The sequence below is a fragment of the Nocardia sp. NPDC050408 genome (assembly GCF_044458905.1).
Lineage (GTDB): Bacteria > Actinomycetota > Actinomycetes > Mycobacteriales > Mycobacteriaceae > Nocardia.
Map to the genome: position 1 here is coordinate 1 of NZ_JBITIL010000026.1, position 22,137 is coordinate 22,137.

Consider the following 22,137-nt stretch of genomic DNA (forward strand, 5'->3'; position numbering starts at 1 on the left):
GAAGCGCATGCGACGAAGTCGCGAGTCTCGACGGCTCGGACGCGAGACACCAGGGGGCCGCGAACACGCAGCGCCGAAGGCGCTGCCATTAAACACAGTTCCAGCGGGCGAGGGTTTCGGTCTTGTACTCATCGAAATAGCCGCCCTCGATGCTCTCGCGAATCCGGTCGACGAGCCGAATCGTGAAGCGCTCGTTGTGAATTGTGCACAGCGTGGAGGCGAGCATCTCCTTGGCCTTGAACAGGTGGTGGATATAGGCCCGGGTGTAGTTCGCGCAGGTGTAGCAGTCGCAGGTGTCGTCGATCGGGGTGAAGTCGCGACGGAATCGGGCGGTATTGATATTGAATCTGCCCTCGGCGACATAGATCGCCGCATTGCGCGCGACCCGGGATGGGTTCACACAGTCGAAGGTGTCCGCGCCGTTCTCCACCGCGACGAAGATGTCCTCCGGTTCGCTGATGCCGAGCATATGCCGCGGCTTGTCCTCGGGCAGTTCATCGCAGCACCAGCCGACAATGGTGCCGAGATTGTGCTTCTCCAGCGCACCGCCGATGCCGTAGCCGTCGAAACCCGTTCCGGCACTGCCGCGCAGCGATTCCAGTTCCCGGCAGGCCTTGCGGCGCAGGTCTTCGTATTGCGCGCCCTGGATCACCGCGAACAGCGCCTGATATGGGCGATGCGTGCGCGCGGCGGTCAGTCGTTCGTGCTCGTCGATGCAGCGCTGCGCCCATTCGTGTGTTCGCTGCAGCGACTTCTCCTGGTAGGCACGGGTATTCAGCAGGGTGGTCAGCTCGTCGAAGGCGAACATGATGTCCGCGCCGAGCTGATGCTGGATGCCCATCGAAACCTCGGGTGTGAAGCGGTGTTTCGAACCGTCGAGGTGTGAGCGGAAGGTGACGCCGTCATCGTCGACGGTGGCCAGGCGCTCCTTGCCCGCGGCGATCACGTCATCGCTTCGGACGTCGACCGCCTCCATGGCCAGTACCTTCTTGAAGCCGACACCCAGTGACATCACTTGGAACCCGCCGCTATCGGTGAAGGTCGGGCCGGGCCAGTTCATGAATTTGTGCAGCCCACCCGCCTCGTCCACGATGTCCGGTCCGGGCTGCAGGTACAGGTGGTAGGCATTCGCCAGCAGCGCCTGCGCACCGAGTTCCCGCATGGTCTCCGGCAGCACCGCCTTCACTGTCGCCTTGGTGCCGACCGGAATGAATGCGGGCGTCGCGATATCACCGTGCGGTGTACTGATCACGCCCGATCGTCCGTGCCGCCCAGCCAAGCGGGCGCCGACGGTGAACGAGAAGGATTCGGGCTCAGACACCCCGCCATCTTCCCAGCCCGACATCCGCGGCAACGTCGGCCCCCGGTTTGACCAAGCCGCACTGACGGCAGTCGAATGGTTGCTCGGAAGCAGTACGGGAGCGACCTTTCGACTACCCTCGGCGGCCTTACTGCCTAGGCGTCGGCGGCCGCGGCGGCGAACTGGGCGTTGTAGAGGCGGTAGTAGGCGCCACGTTCTTCTAGGAGACGCTCGTGGGTGCCGTGTTCGACGATGCGACCCGCTTCCATGACGACGATCAGGTCGGCGTCGCGGATGGTGGACAGGCGATGGGCGATGACGAAGCTGGTGCGGTCGCGGCGCAGGGCCGCGGTCGCGTGCTGGACCAGCGCCTCGGTGCGGGTGTCGACCGAACTGGTCGCCTCGTCCAGGACCAGGATGGACGGTTTGGCCAGGAAGGCACGGGCAATGGTGATCAGCTGCTTCTCACCGGCGCTGACGCCCGCACCCTCCTCATCGATGACCGTGTCGTAACCGTGCGGCAGCGCGTGTACGAAGCGGTCGACATAGGCTGCGCGGGCGGCCTCGAGGATATCCGTCTCGCTCGCATTCGGATTGCCGTAGGCGATGTTCTCCCGAATGGTGCCCTTGAACAGCCAGGTGTCCTGCAGCACCATGCCGATCCTGGAGCGCAGGTGATCGCGGGTGATCTCGGTGATATCGACGCCGTCGATGGTGATGGTGCCCGCATCGAGTTCGTAGAACCGCAGCAGCAGATTCACCAGGGTGGTCTTGCCCGCACCGGTCGGGCCGACGATGGCGACTACATGTCCCGGCTCGGCTACCAGCGACAGCCGTTCGATGACCGGCGTCTCGGGTTCGTAGCGGAACGACACCGCCTCGAACTCGACCCGGCCGCGATCGACCGGCCGGGTGTTCTCCATGACCGGATCCGGCGACTGCTCCTCGGCATCGAGGATTTCGAAGATCCGCTCGGCCGATGCGACACCGGATTGCAGCAGGTTGGCCATCGCACCGATCTGGGTCAGCGGCTGGCTGAACTGCCGGGAGTACTGGATGAAGGCCTGCACCTCACCGAGCGACAGATTGCCGGTCGCTACCCGCAGGCCGCCGACCAGCGCCACCAATACGAAGTTCACATTCCCGAGGAACATGATCGAGGGCATGATCAGCCCGGAGATGAACTGCGCCTTGAAACTCGACTCGTAGAGATCGTTATTGCGCTTATCGAATTCCTGTCCGACCTCGCGGCTGCGCCCGAATGCGGTGACCACCTCATGCCCGGTGAAGGCCTCCTCGACCTGGGCGTTCACCATGCCGGTGTACTTCCACTGATTCACGAAGTGCGGTTTGGAGCGTTTGGCGATCTGCGTGGTGACCACGATCGCGGCGGGCACGGTGAGCAGGGCGATCAACGCGAGCAGCGGCGAAATCCAGAACATCATGATCAGGATGCCGATCACCGAGAACAGCGAAAGGATCAACTGGCTCATGGTTTGCTGCAGGGTCTGCGACACATTGTCGACGTCATTGGTGACCCGGCTGAGCAGGTCGCCGCGCGGTGTGGAATCGAAGTAGCGCAATGGAAGTCGATGGATCTTGTCCTCGACATCGCTGCGCAGCCGTTTCACCGTGCGGTTGATGACGATATTGAGCAGGTAGGACTGCAGCCAGCTGAAGACCGCGGCGCCGATGTAGAGCAGCAGCACCAGCATCAGCACCCGGCCGACCGCGCCGAAATCCACACCGACGCCCGGGGTGACATCCATCGCGCCGAGCATGTCGGCGAGGGTGTTGTTGCCCGAGGCCCGCAGGCGCTGGATCGCCTCTTCTTTGGTGATGCCACTGGGCAATTGGCGACCGACCACACCGTCGAAGACCACATTGGTGGCCTTGCCGAGGATGTAGGGGCCCAGCGTATTCAGCACTACCGAGATGATCGCGAGCGCGACGATCGCGCCGACATAGACGCGCTCGGGCACCAGCCTGCGCAACAGCCGCTGCAGCGATGGACCGAACGATTTCGCCTTCGCATCCGGCGCACCGGGATTCACCGCTCCGGGTCTCATCGGATCTCCTCTCGCCGGGTCCGATGCCCGTCACCGGTGGGATCGGGCGGCGATCCGTTGCGTTTGGCGAGCACGACGGTCTCATCGGCGCCGAGCTGCGAGGCGACGATCTCCTGGTATTCCGCGCAATCACGCATCAACTGCTCATGGGTGCCGATCCCGGCCATGACGCCGTCCTCGAGCACCACGATCTGATCGGCATCGCGGATGGTGGTAACCCGTTGCGCCACAATGATTACCGAGGCGTCTCTGGTCTCCGGCCGCAATGCTTCGCGCAGTCGGGCATCGGTGGCGACATCCAGTGCGGAGAACGAATCGTCGAACAGGTAGACCCGCGGCTTCTTCACCAGCGCCCGCGCGATCGCCAACCGCTGACGCTGCCCACCCGAGACGGTGGTGCCGCCCTGCGCGACCGGCGTCGCCAAACCCTGCGGCATATCGCGCACGAAGTCGGCAGCCTGCGCGATCTCCAGACATCGCCACAGTTCCTCGTCGGTGGCGTCCGGATTGCCGTAGCGCAGATTGCTTGCGATGGTGCCGGAGAATAGATATGCCTTCTGCGGCACCAGTCCGATCTGTTCGCGCAGCACTTCGAGGTCGATATGACGGACATCGGTGCCGCCGATGTAGACCGCGCCATCGGTCACATCGATGAGCCTGGGAATCAGATTGAGCAGTGTCGTCTTGCCCGCACCGGTGGAGCCGACGATGGCCGTTGTCGTTCCCGGCTCGACCTGGAACCGGATCGCCGAGAGCACCGGTTTCTCCGCGCCGGGAAAGGCGAATTCGGCGAATTGCAGATCTACCTGCGCCGGGTCACCTTTGAACGGCTGCGGCAGCCGCGGCGGCAGCACCGAGGTCTCGGTCTCGAGCACCTCCCCGATCCGGTCGGCCGAGACGGCCGCGCGCGGCGCCATCATGGCCAGGAAGGAGGCCATCATGACGGCCATCAGGATCTGCATGATGTAGGACAGCATCGCGGTGAGCGAGCCGATCTGCATTTTGTCTTCGTTGATCAGATGTCCGCCGAACCAGATCACCGCGACGGCGGTGATATTGCTGATCAGCATCACCAGCGGAAACATCAGCGCCATCAGCCGTCCGACCCGCAGCGAGGATTCGGTGAGTTCGGTATTGGCCACCCCGAAGCGCCAGGTCTCCTGCCGTTCGCGCACGAACGCGCGCACCACGCGGATACCGGTGATCTGCTCGCGCAGTACCCGATTGACCTCGTCGATGCGGTGCTGCATATCACGGAAGCCGGGCACCATCTTCGCCACGATGACACCCATCGAAATGGCAAGTGCGGGCACCGCGATGAGCAACAGCCAGGACAGCCCGAGATCCTCGCGCAGCGCCATGAAGATGCCGCCGATGCACATGATCGGCGCCATCACCAGAATGGTCGCCGACATCACGATCAGCAGCTGAACCTGCTGAATATCGTTGGTATTGCGGGTGATAAGCGAGGGCGCGCCGAAGATGCCGACCTCGCGCGCGGAGAAGGTGCCGACCCGATGCAGCACCGCGCCGCGCAGATCCCGCCCCGCACCCATCGCGGCCTGCGCACCGAGATAGACCGAGCAGGCCGATGCGATGATCTGGACACCGGTGACCGCGAGCATCCACAGACCGGTGGTCCAGATGTAGCCGATATCACCCTTGGTGACACCGTTATCGATCAGGTCGGCGTTCAAGGTCGGCAGGTACAGCATCGCGATGACCGAGATGAGTTGTAGGCCGACGACGCCCGCCAATTGGGCCCGGTAGGGGGCCAGATGAGTGCGAAGCAGTCTGATCAGCATGATGAAAAGGAGGCTACCGTCATTCCGTGTGGTCCGTCGCGAACATTCCTGACCAGCAGCGATGTTCGCGCGCGAGGCTTTCGGCCCGCATGATTCGATCCGAATTATCGCCGCGCCCAGGCACCGGGATCCTCGGTGAGCGTGCCGATGAATCCGGGCAGCCGATCCTGCGCGATGTCGTCGATGGAGACGTTCTCCAGTACCGCACGGATATTCACCCGCAGCGCGATCCATACCCGCTGCAACGGTTCGGCCGCACCCGGATAGCGCACATCCTCGGGACGCTCACCGCGCACCGAGGCCAGCGGGCCCTCGATCGCGCGGATCACATCGGCAATGGAGATCTGCGCGGCCGGGCGGGCCAGCCAATAGCCGCCGTCCGGGCCGCGCCTACTGGTCACCAGATCAGCTCTGCGCAATTCAGCGAGCACCGTCTCGAGCACCTTGGGCGGGATATGCTGCGCGGTCGAAATCGCCTCGGCCTTCACCACCGGCGCGACCTGCACGGCGACCCGATCCGAAGCACGGTGGGTCTGCGGTGCGCGGGCGATCTCCAATAGGGTCCGCACCGCGTAATCGACCCTCGCGGTGATGTGCACGGCGGCTACTCCCTGGCCTCTTCGGTGTTCGAACGAATCTACGCGGTATGGCAGCCGGTAAGAACACAGGTGGCCGCGTCCAGCAATGTGCGTTCCACCACGGAATCCTCCACGCCGGGCACGAGTTCGGTGGACAGCAGCGCAACCCCGAGCACTTCCAGTGCCGCACTGGCCCGCAGTTTGGTCACATCGTCGGCACCGGGTCCGGCAAGCCAGTCACGCAGCACCCGAGTCGAATCCATCATGTCCGGATACCGGTCGGCCATGACATTGATGATGGCGACGGTATCGCGCACACACAGCGCACCCGCGTCGCGATGGCGGATCATGCCGCGCAAATAGGCGCGCAAAACGGCTCGCACGCCCTCCTCGTCGTGCGGGACCGCATCGATATCCTCGATCACCGAGCGCATGTGATCCACGATCGGATCGACGATCGCCAGTAACAGATCTAACTTCGAGGCGTAGTGATAGTAGAGCGAAGCCTTTGTGATTCCTACCGCATCCGCGACCTCGCGCAGGCTCGTCTGCTCGAATCCCTTGGCTCCGAACAGCTTTACCGCGGCGTCGCGAATTGCCATTTTTGTGCCGCCACCTGCGACAACAGCGTCGCGTGCGTCACGAACGGTCATGGGATGATCCTCTCATCACTTATGCGCTGAGCTAACGTTGCCACCAGAATTGAGGTTGTACCTCCGCTTAGCCCCTGGGTAGTCTACCTACCGCACGGTAGGCAGAAAGCGTCAATTGGAGGCGGGGGTCGGCAGGGCAATCCCCGCGAGTGCTGTCTACGCGCCACGAACCAGCACGTAACCAGCCATCGCCATCGCTAGGAGAACCCTTCGTGTCCGTTTATCTGTATAGATGGGGAAAGTTCGCTTTCCGCAGGAAATGGATAGTGCTTCCGGTCTGGATCGTCCTGTTCCTGCTGCTCGGCGGCCTCGGCGCGCAGCTCAAGGAGCCGATGACCAATGACTTCAGCATGCCGGCGCTGCCGTCCGCCCGTGCCAACGACATTCTCGACAAGCACTTTCCCGGCGCCTCCGACGCCTTCAAATTCGACGCCGTCACCGGCACCTATGTCATTGCCGCACCCGACGGTCAGAAGCTGACCGATCCGGCGAACCGGGCGGCGCTGGAGGCCTTCATCGCCAAACTCGGCACGCTCGACATCGTCGACCACAGCAAGCCGGTGATGAATCCGGTCGAGGCCGCCGAGAAGTCGGGCTGCATCACCGACCCGGATCCGTCCAAGTGCAGTGGCACACCACTGAACGTGCTCAGCAAGACCGATCCCGATTCGGTCGCCTTCTTCAGCGTCCCGTTCACCATCAAGAAGTTCACCGACGTCACCGACGCGCAGCGCGAGGCCGCCTACAACGTCGCCAGCGATGCCCGCAATGCCGGGCTGCAGGTGGAGATGAGCGGCTCGATCGCGCAGAAGAACGAGGGCCCCAGCGGTAAGTCCGAGCAGATCGGCATGGGCATCGCGCTGGTCGTCATGATCATCGCCTTCGGCGCCATCGTCGCCGCCTTCGTGCCGATCATCACCGCGATCGTCGGTCTCGGCGCGGCCACCTCGCTGATCTTCCTCGGTACCTCGATCATCGAGGTGCCCAGCTTCACCACGTTCCTCGCGTCCATGATCGGCATCGCCCTGTCGATCGACTACGCGCTATTCATTGTGTCGCGCTACAAACACGAACTGGCAGTGCAGGATTCACCGGAGGAAGCGGCCGGTACCGCACTCGGTACGGCGGGTTCGGCGGTGGTGTTCGCCGGTCTGACCGTCATCATCGCGCTCGGCGGACTCAGCATCGTCGGCGTGCAGTTCATGACGTTCATGGGTCTGGGTGGTGCGATCGCCGCGGCGTTCGCGGTGCTAACAGCCATCACGCTGATGCCAGCGCTGCTCGGTGCGTTCGGCCGGTTCCTGTTCAAGCCGAAGCTGCCGATCGTGGCCCAGCATGATCCCGAGGACGACAAGTCGGTCACCAATGGCATGCGTGTCGGCCGTCTGATCGGCAAGGCGCCCGCGGTCGCACTGCTGCTCAGCGTGGTCGTGCTCGGCTTGCTCGCCGCACCCGCTGCCGGTCTGAACCTCGGCTTGCCCGGCGATGACAGCCAGCCCAAGACCTCCACCATCCGCAAGGCCTACGAACTGCGCACCGAGGGCTTCGGTGAGGGCAGCAACGGCGTGCTGAATGTCGCGGTCGACCTCACCAATGTGCCCGCCGACCGGCGCGAGGCCGCGGTAACCGCCCTGCGATCCAAGCTCGCGTCCTACTCGGGCATGGATTACGTGACCGAGCCCAAGTGGAGTGGTGAGGACAAGGCGGGCGCGCTGCTCGACGGCGTGCCGAAGTCGGGTCCGAACAACCAGGCCACCAAGGATCTGGTCAGTGATGCCCGCGATGCCGAGGCGCAGATGCAGTCCGAGTACGGCATCGAATACGGCATCACCGGCACCACGGCGATCTTCGCCGATGTCGACCATGTGCTGCTGAGCAAGATCGTGCCGTATCTGGCGATCGTGGCCGGTGCCGCATTCCTGCTGCTGATCCTGGTATTCCGCTCGATCCTGGTACCGCTGACCGCGGCGCTCGGCTTCCTGCTCTCCATGGCGGCCACTTTCGGTGCGACGGTGCTGGTCTTCCAGGAGGGCAAGCTCGGGCTGATCGAGGATCCGCATCCGCTGGTCAGCTTCCTGCCGATCATGCTGATCGGCCTGGTGTTCGGCCTGGCCATGGATTACCAGGTGTTCCTGGTGACCCGGATGCGCGAGGAGTTCGTCAACGGCAAGTCGCCGAAGGACGCGATGGTCGCCGGTTATCACCACGGCGCCCGGGTCGTCACCTCGGCCGCGATCATCATGATCGCCGTATTCGGTTCCTTCTTGCTGGAAACCGATATCACCGCGAAATCCATGGGCTTCGCGCTGGCGGCGGGCGTATTGATCGACGCGTTCATCGTCCGGATGGTCGTGATCCCATCGCTGCTGGTGCTGATGGGCAAGTGGTCCTGGTGGATTCCGAAGTGGCTGGATCGGATCCTGCCGGATATCGACGTCGAGGGCGCGAAGCTGCGTGAGCTGCAGCAGCGGTCCGCGGAGACGGTCAAGGTGCCGGTCGGCGTGAGCTGATCGGAGCTGCTGGCTCGGCCCCGCACCCGGATTCGGGTGCGGGGCCGAGTGCGTTTCGGGGGGCAACTGCGTTTTCGTGACGGTCGCGTGCCGAAGGCCGGGCCGAACGATCAGTCGACCCGAGCATCTGGTCCGTGACGCGCGCAATGCCGAGGCGCAGTTTGAATTCCGCATACGGGATGGGATACGGAATCACTGGCACCGCAGCGATTTCGAATTCGGAATGCTCCCACTGAATTTCGCCGATGATCGCTCGAATTCCACTGGGAGACAGGGGATTATAGACTGGGCTGCGGGAGGTTACACTCCTCGACTTTCGGGTTCACACCCATGTAGTTGAGCGGACCGGCCAGCGCCGTCACGGCAATGGTGCCGAACCCAGCACAGTTGATCGGGGCGCTGTCGAAGTAGTGGCGCTGACCCGCGGCGAGAATGCCGACGGCCAGCCAGATCAGCAGAAGCATGCCTAACAGTCGCGCACCAGCGGAAGGCGCTGGTCTGGGGTGGGTCACACGCTCGCGCATCGTCATCGCTTCCTTTCGCACTCGCGTACCAACTCGGATACCCGCACGCGAGACGATCACTCTCCGGCCGGATGAGCACTTGTGTCGACCACCACAGATCGGGCATCGATCGGCGAGGTAAGCACCGTTTTCGAGAAACCGACCGGTCCATTGTCTTTGCTTAGGGCACCTAGCTTCGGGCTGTGCAGGTTCAGCCACGTACGGCTCGCGCGGTGCCCCCGCCCACCCTTATCCTCGCCGCTATGGTCAGCAATCCAACTGGTTGCGGGCCAGGCCGAGTACCTGTTCGAGATCATCGGCGCCAGCACGAAGCCCGGCACTGTTCGATCCCCTGGTGCTCGCGGCGCTCGCCGGTGCTCTAGTCGCTGGTGCCGCACGCCAGCGAGCTCGAAGCGGCCGCCAGATTTCAGCGGCCACCTTCGGTGTGTGATGAGTCTGGAACCGGCGGCCGCAGGGGACTGCTTTTGCTCGGCGAAGATCTCGCGCTCGTTCAGTGCGTCGGTATCGGCCTCGTCATCATCGCCTCGGTGGGCGCGTCCGGCAGCGGCTCGACGAAAGCTACTGAACCACAGCGGGTTCTGGAGCCGGTGCCGATCTAAGGACTCGGTTGCGGGACATTGCAGTCGGCGATCTTCGGGTTCACGCCCATATAGTTGAGCGGGCCCGCGAGGACGGTCAGGGCGATCGTGCCGAAGCCCGCACAGTTGATCGGACCGCTGTCGAAATAGTGCCGCTGCCCCGACGCGACAACGCCGATAACCAGCCAGATCACGATCAGCACACTGCCAAGTTTCATTTCGCCCATATTCTCTCCCGCGAATCGCGCGCACGGGTTTCAGCGAATTATCGCATCGTGCCGCGGGCGGGCGGGCGCGCCCGACCGCACGGCATGTCGCCGCCCGGCAGAGCACGCCCTGAACCCCGAGGGTGGCCGAACCCTCGAAGCCCAGCCCTCAGGCGTTACTGACTGGGTTGGGGCACATTGCAATCGGCGACCTTCGGATTCACGCCCATGTAGTTGAGCGGACCGGCGATCACCGTCACCGCAATCGTGCCGAATCCGGCGCAATTGACCGGACCACTGTCGAAATAGTGCCGCTGCCCCGCGGCGACGACGCCGATCACCAACCAGATCAGCACCAGCACACTGCCGAATCGAAAATAGGGCTCTCTCATCAAACTCTCGCGAATCATTCATGCGCGGCTGGACTGCACCGCATCGTCGCAGCGCACCCTCCCCGCGCTTACCTAATCGCCGTATACCCGCCCGCCGCCCACTTACCCAGGAACTCCGCAACCGGTGGATTCGTTGGTGCGACATGGCGGATTTGCTGGGCTGGTCCATCCCCGGGTGGGTCCTACTCCTGCTGGCCGTAGCCCTCTACGAAGCCCTGACCCGTAAACGCCGCAAACGCCGCACCCCCGTCTCCGGCACCTTCACCGACGAGTTCACCGCCATGTTCTACGCAACCAAGCGCATGGAACTGGACCACCGGGATTCGGTGTCAATGCTGCGCGACGAAGAAGCGCAAGGCGCACCGCCTGGGTTCGGCGTCGACCTGGATCGACAGACCGCCGTCCTGCGGCGGCAGGATCCACCCGCATCGTGAATCGGTGCGGACCGAAATCGGTTGCGCGATCAGTGAGTATCTCTCTGGAGGCAGGCGGATTACCATCGAGGTATGGGTGGTATGAGGATCCAAATTGCCGTCCGACGTCCAGAAGTGGTCACGTTCATCGATGCGCACAGCGACAATCGGACCGCGAGCGTCGTTGAGGCGCTCGAGCGCGCACAACGCCGCCGATTGCCCGAAGCCGAAGCGATCACCATCGGTGTGCGCCAGGCTTTCCCGGGCGCGGACTAGAAGCAACCGATCCACGGGACCCGGCCGAAAGCTGCGCCGGGCCCACGTGAAAACTTGTGCGCCACCGCTGCTGTCACCAAGGCCATCGCAAGATCTGTCACGAACAGCCCCCTTTCGTAGTCGCCGTCGCCACAGGCGAACTCGACACATCGAAGAGATAGCTGCGCGACTGGCGAAGCCCGGTAGTCACCGGCATGACGACGGGCGAGCCGGACCCGGTCATTGCCGGGTAGCCGGGAATTGAACCCGCGACTTTCGGCTTCCAGATCGAAAGCCGCCGAAATGCCTCCAGAATCGGCGAGCCGTACACCCCCGCCAATAGAAAAGGGCCTCGACCTGAGGAATCAGGTCGAGGCCCGCAGCGGTGGCGGAGGGATTTGAACCCTCGGAGGGGGGTTACCCCTCACACGCTTTCGAGGCGTGCTCCTTAGGCCGCTCGGACACGCCACCGCCGACAACCATACCGGACGGGGGTCGGATCGCTAAATCGGCTGTGGAGGAGGTGGGAGGGGTCAACGTTGGGGGCGGAAGAAAGCGTCGAGGAGGGCTGCGCATTCGGCTTCGAGGATGCCACCGCGGACTTGTGGGCGGTGATTGAGACGGCGGTCACGGACTACGTCCCAAAGGGAGCCGACGGCACCGGTTTTCGGTTCCCAGGCGCCGAAGACCAGGCGACCGACCCGAGCGAGCACCAGGGCGCCCGCGCACATGGTGCACGGCTCCAGGGTTACCGCGAGTGTGCAGTGTTCCAGCCGCCAACCGTCGCGGAGGACCGCGGCCGCGCGGCGCAGGGCGAGGATCTCGGCGTGCGCGGTCGGGTCGCCGAGGGCCTCCCTGGCATTGGCCGCGCGCGCGAGTTCACGCCCGTCGGCATCGAAGACGACGGCACCGACCGGCACGTCGCGATCGCCCGCATCGGCTGCGGCGGCGATCGCGGCCCGGACCATATCGGTGTCGTCGGTGAGCAAGCCCACGTCAGCGGGGCAGCTTGTCCAGCACCGCCGTGAGTTCGTTGGCGAAGCCGAGCCGCTGGGCGATCATGCCGAGCTGTTCATCCGGATAGAGATCGGTCTCGGCGAGGATCACGCTGAGCACAGGTTCCGGCAGGCCGAGGTCGGCGAGAACGCCGAGGTCGCCCTCCTCCCATGGCTCGATATCGTCGAGTTCGTCCGGATCAATGTCCGGAATTTCGATATTGAGGGCCTCGAGGACGTCGGCGGCGATGTCGTAGTCGATCGCGGCCGTCGCATCCGAAACCAGCATCCGGGTGCCGCTCGGCGCGGGCCGGAGCACGATGAAGAACTCGTCATCGATATCCAGCAATCCGAATACCGCGCCGGAACTGCGCAATGCCTTGAGTTCTGTTTCCGCTGCGGACAAATCGGTGAGCGCCGCCTGACTCAGCGGACTGCACCGCCATTTTCCTTCTTCGCGGACAACCGCCACTGCGAACCCTTCCACGTCGTCGTAATCATCCGACGCAGCCTTGTTCGTGCCCGAGCGCTGTGCTGCCATGGGCGCAACGGTAGTCGGCTCGAGCCGAAATGTTGAAGTCGTATGCGAATCTGTTCCAATGACTCCTGACCAGAAAGCACCGGTGTGTGTCCTCGGGGCAGGCTTGATCGGCGGTTCGCTGCTACGCGCCGCCGTCGGCGCGGGGTATGACGCGTGGGGTTACAACAGGTCAGAGCCGGGTGCGCAGGCCGCGCGGGCGGATGGATTCGATGTCACGGGGGATCTGCTCGGTGTGCTGACCCGGGCCGCCGATAGCGATGCGCTGATCGTGGTCGCGGTGCCGATGCCCGCGGTGGACCACATCCTCGCCGAAGTAGCGACCTTCGCGCCGCGCTGCTCGCTCACCGATGTGGTGAGCGTCAAGGCACCGGTGGCCGAGGCGGTACGGCGGCACGGACTCGCGGCTCGCTATGTCGGCGGGCATCCGATGGCCGGTACCTCCGAATCCGGTTGGGCGGCCACCGATCCCGGCCTATTCCGTGATGCGGTGTGGGCGGTCGGCGTCGATGAGGGCACCCGTCCCGAACCCTGGCTTCGGGTGGTGCGGCTGGCGCTGGCCTGCGGTGCGGTGGTCACCCCGGTGATCGCGGACGAGCACGACCGGGCGGTGGCCCGGATCTCCCATCTGCCGCATGTCTTGGCCGAGGCGCTGGCGGTGGCCGGTGCGGCGGGCGGCGACCTGGCGCTCGGCCTGGCCGCGGGTTCGTTCCGCGACGGCACCCGAGTCGCCGCCACCGCCCCCGACCTGGTCCGTGCCATCTGCGAACCGAACACGATGGCCCTGCTGGACGTACTCGAGGAGACGCTCACCGTGCTGAGCGCCGCCCGCGATAGTCTCCGCGACGAAGGCACCCTGGTCGACCTCGTCGAAGCCGGGCACGACGGCCGCGAACGCTACGAAACCACGCAGCGCTGGGAGATCACCGATATCCGCCCCGGCGACCACAACTGGCTCGAGGCACTGCGCGAGGCTGGCCAGCGCGGTGGGGTGATCACCAAGCTGGGCTGATCGCAGCGCGAGGGGCCGAACACCGATGAGACAGCCTCATCGCCGCGCTCGCGAGCGCGGCGCTGGGAATCGCTGCCTGCCCCCGACCAGAGCGTTTGCGGCAGGCAAGCCGACGGCGCCAGGTGCCGACGAAGCTGGGGTGACCCGCGCGCACCACAGCCCGGTGAATTCATGTGCAGCGCGTGGAAATGTGCGCGGCGCCACATGGCAATCCGCCTGGTGAATCCATGCGCGGGCACGTGAAGGTGCACGGCGCGGTCAAATGCGCTCGGCGAGACCTGGGTAGTCGAGGAGGAAACCGTCGCCGTCGACGGTGACGGTGGCGCTGGAGACCGGGGACAGCACGCTGATGCCGGTGGCGCCGCTGCTGTAGGTGAGGCTGGCTTCCTGGACCAGGAGGTCGGGGATGCGGACGTAGACGACCGGGACCTGGATGTTCTCGACGGCGTTCTGCAAGCCGAAGCGGCGGATGGGCAGGGTGTTGAAGAACGGGCTGAGCACGACGTCGACATCCAGGGCACCCGCGAAGGTGGAGCGGACGTGCCCGCCACCGGCGTCGACGAGCCAGTAGTTCTCCTCGTCCCTGGCGATCGAGGCCTGGCGTTCCCCGGCGGCGGTGGTGCTGCGCAGGGATAGCCGCTTGGTGACCCCGTTCTCGTCGGTGACCAAGTCATAGGACGCACTGAACGCGGGATGGTCCGCGCATGCGCCGCCGATCATGCGACCGGCGGCGCGGATGCGGTTGCCGTTGAGCGTCACGCGGACGGACTCCATCCGCGACGCGTTGTGCGCGCGCCACGTGAGGATCGCCGGCCACCGCGATGTCGCCGGTTGGCTGTCGGGGCCGAGGTCTGGATTCGTCACGTATCTACCGTAAGCGACGCACGCACCGGCATCACACCAGCGACTCACGCCAGGCCGCGTGCAGGCTGGCGAACCGGCCGGTGCCGGCGATGAGCTCGCTCGGCGTGCCATCCTCGACGATCCGGCCCGATTCCAGCACCAGCACGCGGTCTGCGATGGCGACCGTGGAGAGCCGATGCGCGATGATCACGGCCGTGCGATCGCGCAGCACCGTTTCCAGCGCCCGCTGGATCAGCCGTTCGCTCGGAATGTCCAGGCTCGAGGTGGCCTCGTCCAGCACGATCACCGCGGGCTCCGCGAGGAACACCCGAGCGAACGCGACCAGCTGACGCTGCCCCGCCGACAATCGCCCACCGCGTTTGCGCACGTCGGTGTCGAAGCCATCCGGCAGTTGGGTCACGAAGTCGTACAGCCCGACCGCACGCGCCGCCGCGAACACCTCCGCATCACTGGCCTGCGGCCGACCGAGCCGAATATTGTCGGCCACCGATCCGGAGAACAGATACGACTCCTGGGTGACCATCACGACATTGCGCCGCAGATCCGCATCCGACAACCGCCGCAGGTCGATACCGTCCAAGGTCACCGTGCCGCCCGACGGGTCATAGAACCGCGTCAGCAACTTGGCCAACGTCGACTTGCCCGCACCCGTCGCACCGACGAGCGCGATCACCTGCCCGGCCGGAATCTCCAATGAGAACTCCGGTAACACCGGACGCGCTCGCCCGCGCTGCTCGGTTGGCGGCGTAAGCGCAGTGTCCGACGACTCGGAAGGCGCCGGGGCTGGAGATCCATAGCCGAACCACACTCGGTCCATTCGCACCGCACCGGTCGCCTTCGCCAACGCAATCGGCTCCTGCGGCTCGCGCACCGAGGGCTCCTCCTCGAGCACACCGGAGATCTTCTCCAGAGCCGCCGCGGCGGACTGGTAGGCGTTGAATACCTGGGCGAGTTCATCGAGGGGACCGTAGAACTCGTTGAGGTACAACAGGTATGCCGCGAGAACACCTACGGCGAGGTTGCCTTCGATCACCTGCCGGGCGCCGACCACGATGACGATCACGGTGGTCAGATTGCCGAGCAGCTTGGTGAGACCGGCGTAGTCGCCCATACCGCGCATCGCGGCGGTGGTCGCCTGCAGATATTCGGCGTCCTCGGCGGCCAGCACCGCTTCGTTGCGCGCCTCGCGACGGAACGTCTGCACCGCGCGTATACCACCCATCGACTCCACGAACTGCACGACAACTTTCGCGATGGCACTGCGGGTGCGCCGGTAACCCGTCCGCTGCCTGCGCTGCGCCCAGCGAGTGACCAGCGCCAATGGCACGAATCCGAGCAACACGATCGCGGCGAGGGTCTGATCGAGGTAGATCAGCAGGACCGCGATCGTCAGCACCGAAAGGATCGCGCTCAACGCTTGATTCATGGCACTCTCCAGCAACTGCTGCAGCGTCTCGATATCACCGGTCAGTCGCGCGACGACCTTGCCGGAGGTGTACTGCTCGTGGAAGGCCACGCTGAGCCGCTGCATATGCGCGAACAGCCGGACCCGCAGATCGAAAAGCACACTCTGGCTGAGCCTTCCCGAGATCCGCAGGAAGACGAAGGTGGTGCAGACACCGACCCCGACGGCACCCAGGTAACCCGCGACGGTGCGCGCCAAGGGCGCCCAATTCCCCGCGACGCCCTCGGCAATACCAGTGTCGAGTCCGTGCGCGACGAACAGCGGCGCCGACACCATCGCGGCGTTGTCGAGCACGATCAGCAGCAGGGCGAAGACCGCGAGCTTGCGATAGGGCCGTGCCAGGCTCAGCAGCAAGCGCCGAGATCGACCGGCCAGCACCAGATTTCCGGTCTCGGTTACCGTCTTGTCCTCATTGGCGATGCCACGCCAGTCTGCGACCTCGTCGCGGTCGGTCGAATCGTCTGCGGAGACGGTAGTTTCGGTTGCGGTCATGATTCACCTCCCATCAGTTCGCGATAGCGACCGCTGGTTTTGAGTAGTTGATCGTGCGCGCCCTCCGCGACGATCCGGCCATCGGCAAGCAGGGCCACCCGGTCGGCCATTGCTGCGGTCGAAGGTCGGTGCGCCACAAGCAGTGTGGTCGCACCGGCGAGTACAGTGCGTAGCCGTTCCTGTACGCGCTCCTCGGTCTCCACATCGAGTGCGGACAGCGGATCGTCGAGCACCATGATTCGAGTCCGCTCCCCTGCACTCGCGCGCGCGAGCACCGCGCGGGCCAAGGCGAGCCGCTGGCGCTGACCACCGGACAGGCTCAGCCCCTGCTCGCCGATTCGGGTATCGAGTCCCCACGGCAGATCGTTCACGAAATCGGTGGCCTGCGCGACATCCAGCGCGCGCCGCACATCGTCATCGGTGGCCTCGGGATCGCCGAGCGCGACGTTCTCCCGCACACTCGCCGAGAACAGCACCGGTTCCTCGAACGACACCGAGACCAGCGAACGCAGATCGGACACCCGCATCGATGCGATATCGATGCCGTCGATGGTGATGGCGCCGTCGGTCACGTCGTAGAGCCGCGGAATCAGGTTGAGCAGTGCCGTCTTTCCACTGCCGGTCGCACCGACCAACGCGACCGTCTCACCGGGACGCACCTTCAGCGAAATATCGTGCAGTACTTCGTCATTCGCGTCCGGAAAGGCGAAACGCACACCGTGCATCGTCAGTTCGCCGACGATCCGCTCCGGCAGTGCCACCGGATTCGCGGGATCGGTGATTTCGACCGGGGTGTCGATGATCTCCCAGAATCGGTCCGCCGCCGTACGCGCATCGTTCCACTCGGCGAGCAGGAACCCGGTCCAGATGATCGGCCACTGCAGGAAGGTCGCCAATGTGATGCTCGCGACCAAGGTGCCGAGCGTCATCATCTCGTGTGCGACGGCGTAACCGCCGTAGCCGAGCGCGAAGGCAATGGCCAGCTGCGGCAGACACACCATCGCCGACCAGAGTGTGGCGTCCAACCGCACCTTGAGCAGTTCGGTCTGCTGCAATTCCCGCGCCTGCGCGGTGAACCGCCCGCCGAAGAACGCACCGCGACCAAATGCCTTCAGCACCCGGATGCCCTGTGCGGACTCCTCGGCGGTGGTGGCCAGATCACCGGCCTGATCTTGCGAGCGCCGCGAGGCAACGCCGTAGCGCCGCTCGAACCGCAGGCACACATAGGACAGCGGGATCGCGATGACCGCGAAGGTCAGCCCGATCTGCCAGCTCAGCGCGAACAGCACCACCAGACCGATCGGGATCACGATGAAGTGGATGATCAGGAACGGCCCCGCGAATGCGACGAACCGCTTCATGGTGCCCATATCGTCGACCGCGCGCGAGAGCAACTGACCGGACTCCCAGGCATCGTGCCGTCCGATCGAGAGCGTCTGCAGCTTGCGGAAGATCTTGGCGCGCATATCGATCTCGAACTGGGCGGCGGGCTTCGCGATCAGCCACCGCCGCCCCCATACGCCGCACGCCTCCAGCAGACCGAGCGCCAGCACCAGCAGCACCGGAAGTACGACGCCGCCGAAATCGCGCCGCTGGATCGGGCCGTCGATTATTCGCGCGATGACCAGCGGAAGCACGATGGCCGTCAGGGTGGCGAGCACCGCAAGCGTGGTGGCGCCGAGCAGCGTGAACCGATGCGGCCGCAGATACGGCCAGAATCGACGTAACGAATACAGGCGGCCCGGCACCGCAGCGGCGGGCCGCTCCGGTCTGTCGACCTCCGTGTCGGCCAATGGCGAATCGAGCGTGACGGACAAAGCTCCCCCTCGTGATCGTCTTGGATTGGCTGTGTCGCGAACGGAACCCCGGTGATGTTCGCATCGGGGTCCGACATTTCAGCGTGGCATCAGTCCAGGGATCGGCCAACCGATTTTCCGCCACGTCCACAGCCAACAACCTCGAGTCACCTCGAGGTCAAGAACCCCCGCACTACCCCCGAACGCACCGCACACGACATCGGCGCCCACATGCACGGGCGCCGATGGCCGTTACTTCGATTGTACCGTCGAATAATCCGAGCTCAGACGGTCGAATCCTGCTGGTCCACCGGCACGTCCGGGAAGTCGTGCTGCTGATAACCGCCGCGCAATGTGCCCTCCAAATACGCCGCGCGACAGGCCCGTCGGGCGATCTTGCCGCTGGACGTGCGCGGAATCGAACCGGCCGGAACCAGCAGCAGATCACGCACCGTGACCCCGTGACGCTGTGCGATCGCGCCGCGCACGGTATCGGCGATCGGCCCCGGATCAAGCTTCGCCGCACCGTTGCCGCGCTCGGCCACGATGACCAACTGCTCGGAGGTGTCATCGGCATCGAAGGCGAGTCCGGAATGGCTGCCCTGTTCGAATACCAGTGCGGGTAATTGATTCGCGGGCACCGAGAATGCCGCGATGAATCCGGGCCGCAGTGCGGTGCTGGATTCCTGCGCCGAGAATTCCAGATCCTGCGGATAGTGGTTTCGTCCGTCGACGATCACCAGATCCTTCACCCGACCGGTGATATACAATTCGCCGTCCAGGTAGACACCGAAATCGCCGGTGCGCATCCACTTCGCGTCCGGATCGGTGCCCTGTGCGTGGCTGCCCTCCGGTAGTCGCCGCGCCAAGGTGTTGTGGAAGGTCGCGGCGGTTTCATCCGGCCGACCCCAGTACCCGATGCCCATATTGTCGCCGTGTAGCCAGATTTCGCCGACCTCACCGTTACCGCGTTCGATGCCGGTTTCCGGATCGACGATCACCGCCCACTGCGATAGCGCCACATAGCCGCAGGACACCTGCGCGATCGAATTCGGCGTGCCCTTCGGCACTTCCACCATCCGACCCGCATTGAGCTCATTGCGATCGACGTAGACGACCTTCGCCTCGTCCTCGGCCCTGGTCGCGGAAACGAACAGCGTCGCCTCGGCCATGCCGTAGCAGGGCTTGAGTGCGGTCTTGGGCAGACCGTACGGCGCGAACGCTTCATTGAATTTCTGCATCGACGACACCGAAACCGGCTCGCTGCCGTTGATCAACCCGATTACTTTCGAAAGATCCAGTTCCTCAGCGGCTTTCGGCTTACCGCGCGCGGCCGCATGTTCGTATGCGAAATTCGGTGCGGCCGCGAAGGTTCCGGCGCCGTCGGAGGCTGCCGCCAGTTCCTTGATCCAGCGATACGGCCGCCGCACGAAAGCGCTCGGCGACATGATCGTGATGAATCCGCCGCCGATGGTCGGCAGGATCACAGACAGCAGACCCATATCGTGGAATAGCGGCAGCCAGGTTACGCCGCGCGAATTCTCCTGCACCCCAATGGCATCGATCATCTGCAGCAGATTGGTGCCGACCGCCCGGTGGGTGATCTCGACACCGGCCGGGGTTCTGGTGGAACCCGAGGTGTACTGCAGATAGGCAACGCTGTCGATATTGATTTCCGGTCGCACCCAGGTCGAGCCGACACTGTCCGGAATCGCGTCCACCGCGATAATGCGCGGACGCTGCGCTGCCGGGAGGTGCCGGAAAAAGTTCCGCACACCCGCCGCGGCCGAGCCGACGGTGAGAATCGCCGATGGTTTGCAGTCATTGAGCACCGCGTGCAGGCGATCGGTGTGGCCCTGCTCTTCCGGATCGAACAGCGGCACCGCGATACTGCCCGCGTAAACCGCCGCGAAGATCGAGACGACATAGTCCAAACCCTGTGGGGCCAGGATCGCCACCCGATCACCCGGCTGAGTCACCTGCTGCAGCCGGGCCGCGACGGCGCGCAGCCGTACGCCGAATTCGCGCCAGGTCAATTCGATGTACTCGCCGTCGCGCTCGCGCGAGTAGTCGATGTAGCGGTAGGCGAGCTCGTCGCCGTTCTCCGCGCTGTGCTTGTCGACGAAGTCGATCAGGGTCTTATTCTCACGGATTTTGATATTGCCCTGGTCGTCCAAATAGTCGTCGAATGTCTCGTCGATCATCGCCTTATCCTTTTGCCAACGCAGGCACTCAGGCCGTGCGATTACACCGAACACAGGTCGATAACGAAGCGTCGGGAAGGCTAGCAGGTGCGCCTTCCCGACTTACTCAGTACCGCCCGAAGGCGATCGCGACGTTGTGCCCGCCGAAACCGAACGAGTTGTTCACGGCGTAGTCGATTCGTCCGGGACGGGCCTGTCCCTTGACCACATCGAGCTCGATTTCCGGATCCTGATTGTCCAGATTCAACGTCGGCGGAACGATTTCGTCACGCACCGAGAGCACCGTCAGCACCGATTCGAGCGCGCCGACCGCGCCGATCGAATGGCCAAGTGCGGATTTCGGCGCATAAACCGAAACATGGTTGCCCACAGCGGCATTGATGGCCTGCGCCTCGGCGGTATCGCCGATCGGGGTCGCGGTCGCGTGCGCATTGACGTGGCCTACATCGTTTTTGGTGATACCGGCCTTCTGCATCGCCCTGGTCATCGCGCGCGCGGCGCCCTTGCCATCGAGATCGGGTGCGACCAAATGGAAGGCGTCGGAAGTGATCCCGGCACCCATCAGCCGCGCGTGAATCGTCGCGCCGCGCGCCTTGGCGTGCTCCTCGGTTTCGATGACCATCATCGCGCCCGCCTCACCGAAGACGAATCCGTCGCGATCCTTGTCGAACGGTCGCGAGGCAGCCCTCGGGTCCTCGTTGCGGGTACTCATGGCGCGCATCATGGTGAATGCCGCGATCGGCACGGCCTGGATGGACCCCTCGACACCGCCGGCGACCACCATGTCGGCATCGCCCATCACGATCATCTGCCAGGCGTTCGCGATCGCTTCCGAACCCGACGAACAGGCCGAGACCGGCGTCACCACACCCGCTTTCGCGCCCAGTTCCAGGCCGACGCAGGCGGCCGAGCCATTGGGCATGATGCGCTGCACGGTCAGCGGCGACACCTTGCGGTAGCCGCCGTTCTGCAGCCGGTCGCGGGCGGCCGTGATGTATTCGCCGCCGCCGAGACCGGTGCCGATGGCGACGGCGAGGCGGTTCTTGTCCACCTCCGGACTGCCCGCATTGCGCCACACCTCACGGGCCAACACCACGGCCATCTGCTCCACATACGACAGGTGTCGGGTCTCCTGCCTGGTGAGGCAATCCGACGGCTTGACCTTCAGATGTCCGCCGATGCGCACGGGTAGCTCGAACTGCTCTACGAAACTGTCCTCCAGGACATCGATGCCGCTCTCACCGTTGAGCAGGCCCTTCCAGGTCGAGTCGATATCACCGGCGATCGAAGTGGTCGCCGCCAGACTGGTCACGACAACGTTGGGATAGTTCCCGTTCTTGGTGGACGGAATCTGCATTTCGCTCACTTTCCTGGCATCACTCTTGGGGTAAACCGGGAACTGCGCGTGGAAGGTCATCGAACGACCGAGCAAACCGTGATTCGACCGTGAGCATTGTCGCGCATCCGGCCGGATCAGGTGCTCGACAC

At 64.6% G+C, this 22,137-nt stretch carries 19 protein-coding genes and 2 tRNA genes; 4 read left to right on the forward strand and 17 right to left on the reverse strand.

Going from position 1 to position 22,137, the window contains the following annotated elements; translation table 11 throughout:
* Positions 1 to 88: 88 nt before the first annotated feature.
* From tgt to ACIBJI_RS38605, 5 genes are all read right to left on the reverse strand, one after another.
* Complete coding sequence (gene tgt, locus ACIBJI_RS38585) at positions 89 to 1,321, reverse strand: tRNA guanosine(34) transglycosylase Tgt (RefSeq protein WP_364356925.1); 1,233 nt, start codon at positions 1,319 to 1,321, stop codon at positions 89 to 91.
* A gap of 134 nt (positions 1,322 to 1,455) precedes the next feature.
* Positions 1,456 to 3,369, reverse strand: a complete 1,914-nt coding sequence (locus ACIBJI_RS38590) for an ABC transporter ATP-binding protein (RefSeq protein WP_364356928.1) — start codon at positions 3,367 to 3,369, stop codon at positions 1,456 to 1,458.
* Positions 3,366 to 5,174, reverse strand: coding sequence for an ABC transporter ATP-binding protein (locus tag ACIBJI_RS38595; protein WP_397088031.1), 1,809 nt, complete (start codon positions 5,172 to 5,174; stop codon positions 3,366 to 3,368). Before ACIBJI_RS38595 ends, ACIBJI_RS38590 begins: the two co-directional genes overlap by 4 nt.
* Before the next feature lie 104 nt (positions 5,175 to 5,278).
* Entirely contained in the window at positions 5,279 to 5,773 is a 495-nt protein-coding gene (locus ACIBJI_RS38600) for an RrF2 family transcriptional regulator (RefSeq protein ID WP_396960161.1), read from the reverse strand.
* 38 nt (positions 5,774 to 5,811) lie between these two features.
* Entirely contained in the window at positions 5,812 to 6,405 is a 594-nt protein-coding gene (locus ACIBJI_RS38605; protein ID WP_364356934.1) for a TetR/AcrR family transcriptional regulator, read from the reverse strand.
* 212 nt (positions 6,406 to 6,617) lie between these two features.
* Between ACIBJI_RS38605 and ACIBJI_RS38610 the strand changes: the two genes are divergently transcribed.
* Positions 6,618 to 8,915: an MMPL family transporter gene (locus ACIBJI_RS38610; protein WP_364356937.1), complete on the forward strand. Its 2,298-nt coding sequence runs from the start codon at positions 6,618 to 6,620 to the stop codon at positions 8,913 to 8,915.
* A gap of 278 nt (positions 8,916 to 9,193) precedes the next feature.
* On the opposite strand, the gene ACIBJI_RS38615 is transcribed toward ACIBJI_RS38610, so the two are convergent.
* From ACIBJI_RS38615 to ACIBJI_RS38625, 3 genes are all read right to left on the reverse strand, one after another.
* On the reverse strand, positions 9,194 to 9,379 hold the full coding sequence (locus ACIBJI_RS38615) for a hypothetical protein (protein WP_364356940.1): 186 nt from the start codon (positions 9,377 to 9,379) through the stop codon (positions 9,194 to 9,196).
* 655 nt (positions 9,380 to 10,034) lie between these two features.
* Positions 10,035 to 10,235, reverse strand: coding sequence for a hypothetical protein (locus ACIBJI_RS38620; RefSeq protein ID WP_364356943.1), 201 nt, complete (start codon positions 10,233 to 10,235; stop codon positions 10,035 to 10,037).
* 164 nt (positions 10,236 to 10,399) lie between these two features.
* Positions 10,400 to 10,615: a hypothetical protein gene (locus ACIBJI_RS38625; protein ID WP_364356946.1), complete on the reverse strand. Its 216-nt coding sequence runs from the start codon at positions 10,613 to 10,615 to the stop codon at positions 10,400 to 10,402.
* Between the two features lie 143 nt (positions 10,616 to 10,758).
* Between ACIBJI_RS38625 and ACIBJI_RS38630 the strand changes: the two genes are divergently transcribed.
* A complete protein-coding gene (locus tag ACIBJI_RS38630; protein WP_396960155.1) occupies positions 10,759 to 11,049 on the forward strand; it encodes a DUF6191 domain-containing protein in 291 nt (96 codons plus the stop codon).
* Positions 11,050 to 11,130: 81 nt separating this feature from the next.
* Complete coding sequence (locus ACIBJI_RS38635; RefSeq protein ID WP_364356952.1) at positions 11,131 to 11,304, forward strand: hypothetical protein; 174 nt, start codon at positions 11,131 to 11,133, stop codon at positions 11,302 to 11,304.
* 223 nt (positions 11,305 to 11,527) lie between these two features.
* Here ACIBJI_RS38635 and ACIBJI_RS38640 read toward each other — a convergent pair.
* From ACIBJI_RS38640 to ACIBJI_RS38655, 4 genes are all read right to left on the reverse strand, one after another.
* Positions 11,528 to 11,603: transfer RNA gene (locus ACIBJI_RS38640), tRNA-OTHER, on the reverse strand.
* A gap of 63 nt (positions 11,604 to 11,666) precedes the next feature.
* A tRNA-Ser gene (locus ACIBJI_RS38645) sits at positions 11,667 to 11,754 on the reverse strand.
* 62 nt (positions 11,755 to 11,816) lie between these two features.
* Positions 11,817 to 12,251, reverse strand: coding sequence for a nucleoside deaminase (locus tag ACIBJI_RS38650; RefSeq protein ID WP_364357102.1), 435 nt, complete (start codon positions 12,249 to 12,251; stop codon positions 11,817 to 11,819).
* Between the two features lie 28 nt (positions 12,252 to 12,279).
* Positions 12,280 to 12,819: a tRNA adenosine deaminase-associated protein gene (locus ACIBJI_RS38655; RefSeq protein ID WP_364356955.1), complete on the reverse strand. Its 540-nt coding sequence runs from the start codon at positions 12,817 to 12,819 to the stop codon at positions 12,280 to 12,282.
* 58 nt (positions 12,820 to 12,877) lie between these two features.
* On the opposite strand from ACIBJI_RS38655, the gene ACIBJI_RS38660 reads away from it, so the two are divergent.
* Positions 12,878 to 13,828, forward strand: coding sequence for a prephenate dehydrogenase (locus ACIBJI_RS38660; protein ID WP_364356958.1), 951 nt, complete (start codon positions 12,878 to 12,880; stop codon positions 13,826 to 13,828).
* 258 nt (positions 13,829 to 14,086) lie between these two features.
* Here ACIBJI_RS38660 and ACIBJI_RS38665 read toward each other — a convergent pair whose 3' ends face one another.
* The 5 genes from ACIBJI_RS38665 to ACIBJI_RS38685 all read right to left on the reverse strand — a co-directional run bounded on the left by ACIBJI_RS38665 (position 14,087) and on the right by ACIBJI_RS38685 (position 22,006).
* Positions 14,087 to 14,602, reverse strand: coding sequence for a putative glycolipid-binding domain-containing protein (locus tag ACIBJI_RS38665; protein WP_396960167.1), 516 nt, complete (start codon positions 14,600 to 14,602; stop codon positions 14,087 to 14,089).
* Between the two features lie 121 nt (positions 14,603 to 14,723).
* Positions 14,724 to 16,649 (reverse strand): ABC transporter ATP-binding protein, encoded by a 1,926-nt coding sequence (locus ACIBJI_RS38670; protein ID WP_397088034.1) that lies wholly within the window; start codon positions 16,647 to 16,649, stop codon positions 14,724 to 14,726.
* Positions 16,646 to 18,466, reverse strand: coding sequence for an ABC transporter ATP-binding protein (locus ACIBJI_RS38675; protein WP_364356966.1), 1,821 nt, complete (start codon positions 18,464 to 18,466; stop codon positions 16,646 to 16,648). Before ACIBJI_RS38675 ends, ACIBJI_RS38670 begins: the two co-directional genes overlap by 4 nt.
* Positions 18,467 to 18,729: 263 nt before the next feature.
* Positions 18,730 to 20,649, reverse strand: a complete 1,920-nt coding sequence (gene fadD32, locus ACIBJI_RS38680) for a long-chain-fatty-acid--AMP ligase FadD32 (RefSeq protein ID WP_396960122.1) — start codon at positions 20,647 to 20,649, stop codon at positions 18,730 to 18,732.
* A 106-nt stretch (positions 20,650 to 20,755) separates the two neighbouring features.
* Positions 20,756 to 22,006, reverse strand: a complete 1,251-nt coding sequence (locus ACIBJI_RS38685) for a KasA/KasB family beta-ketoacyl-ACP synthase (RefSeq protein ID WP_364356970.1) — start codon at positions 22,004 to 22,006, stop codon at positions 20,756 to 20,758.
* Between the last annotated feature and the right edge of the window lie 131 nt (positions 22,007 to 22,137).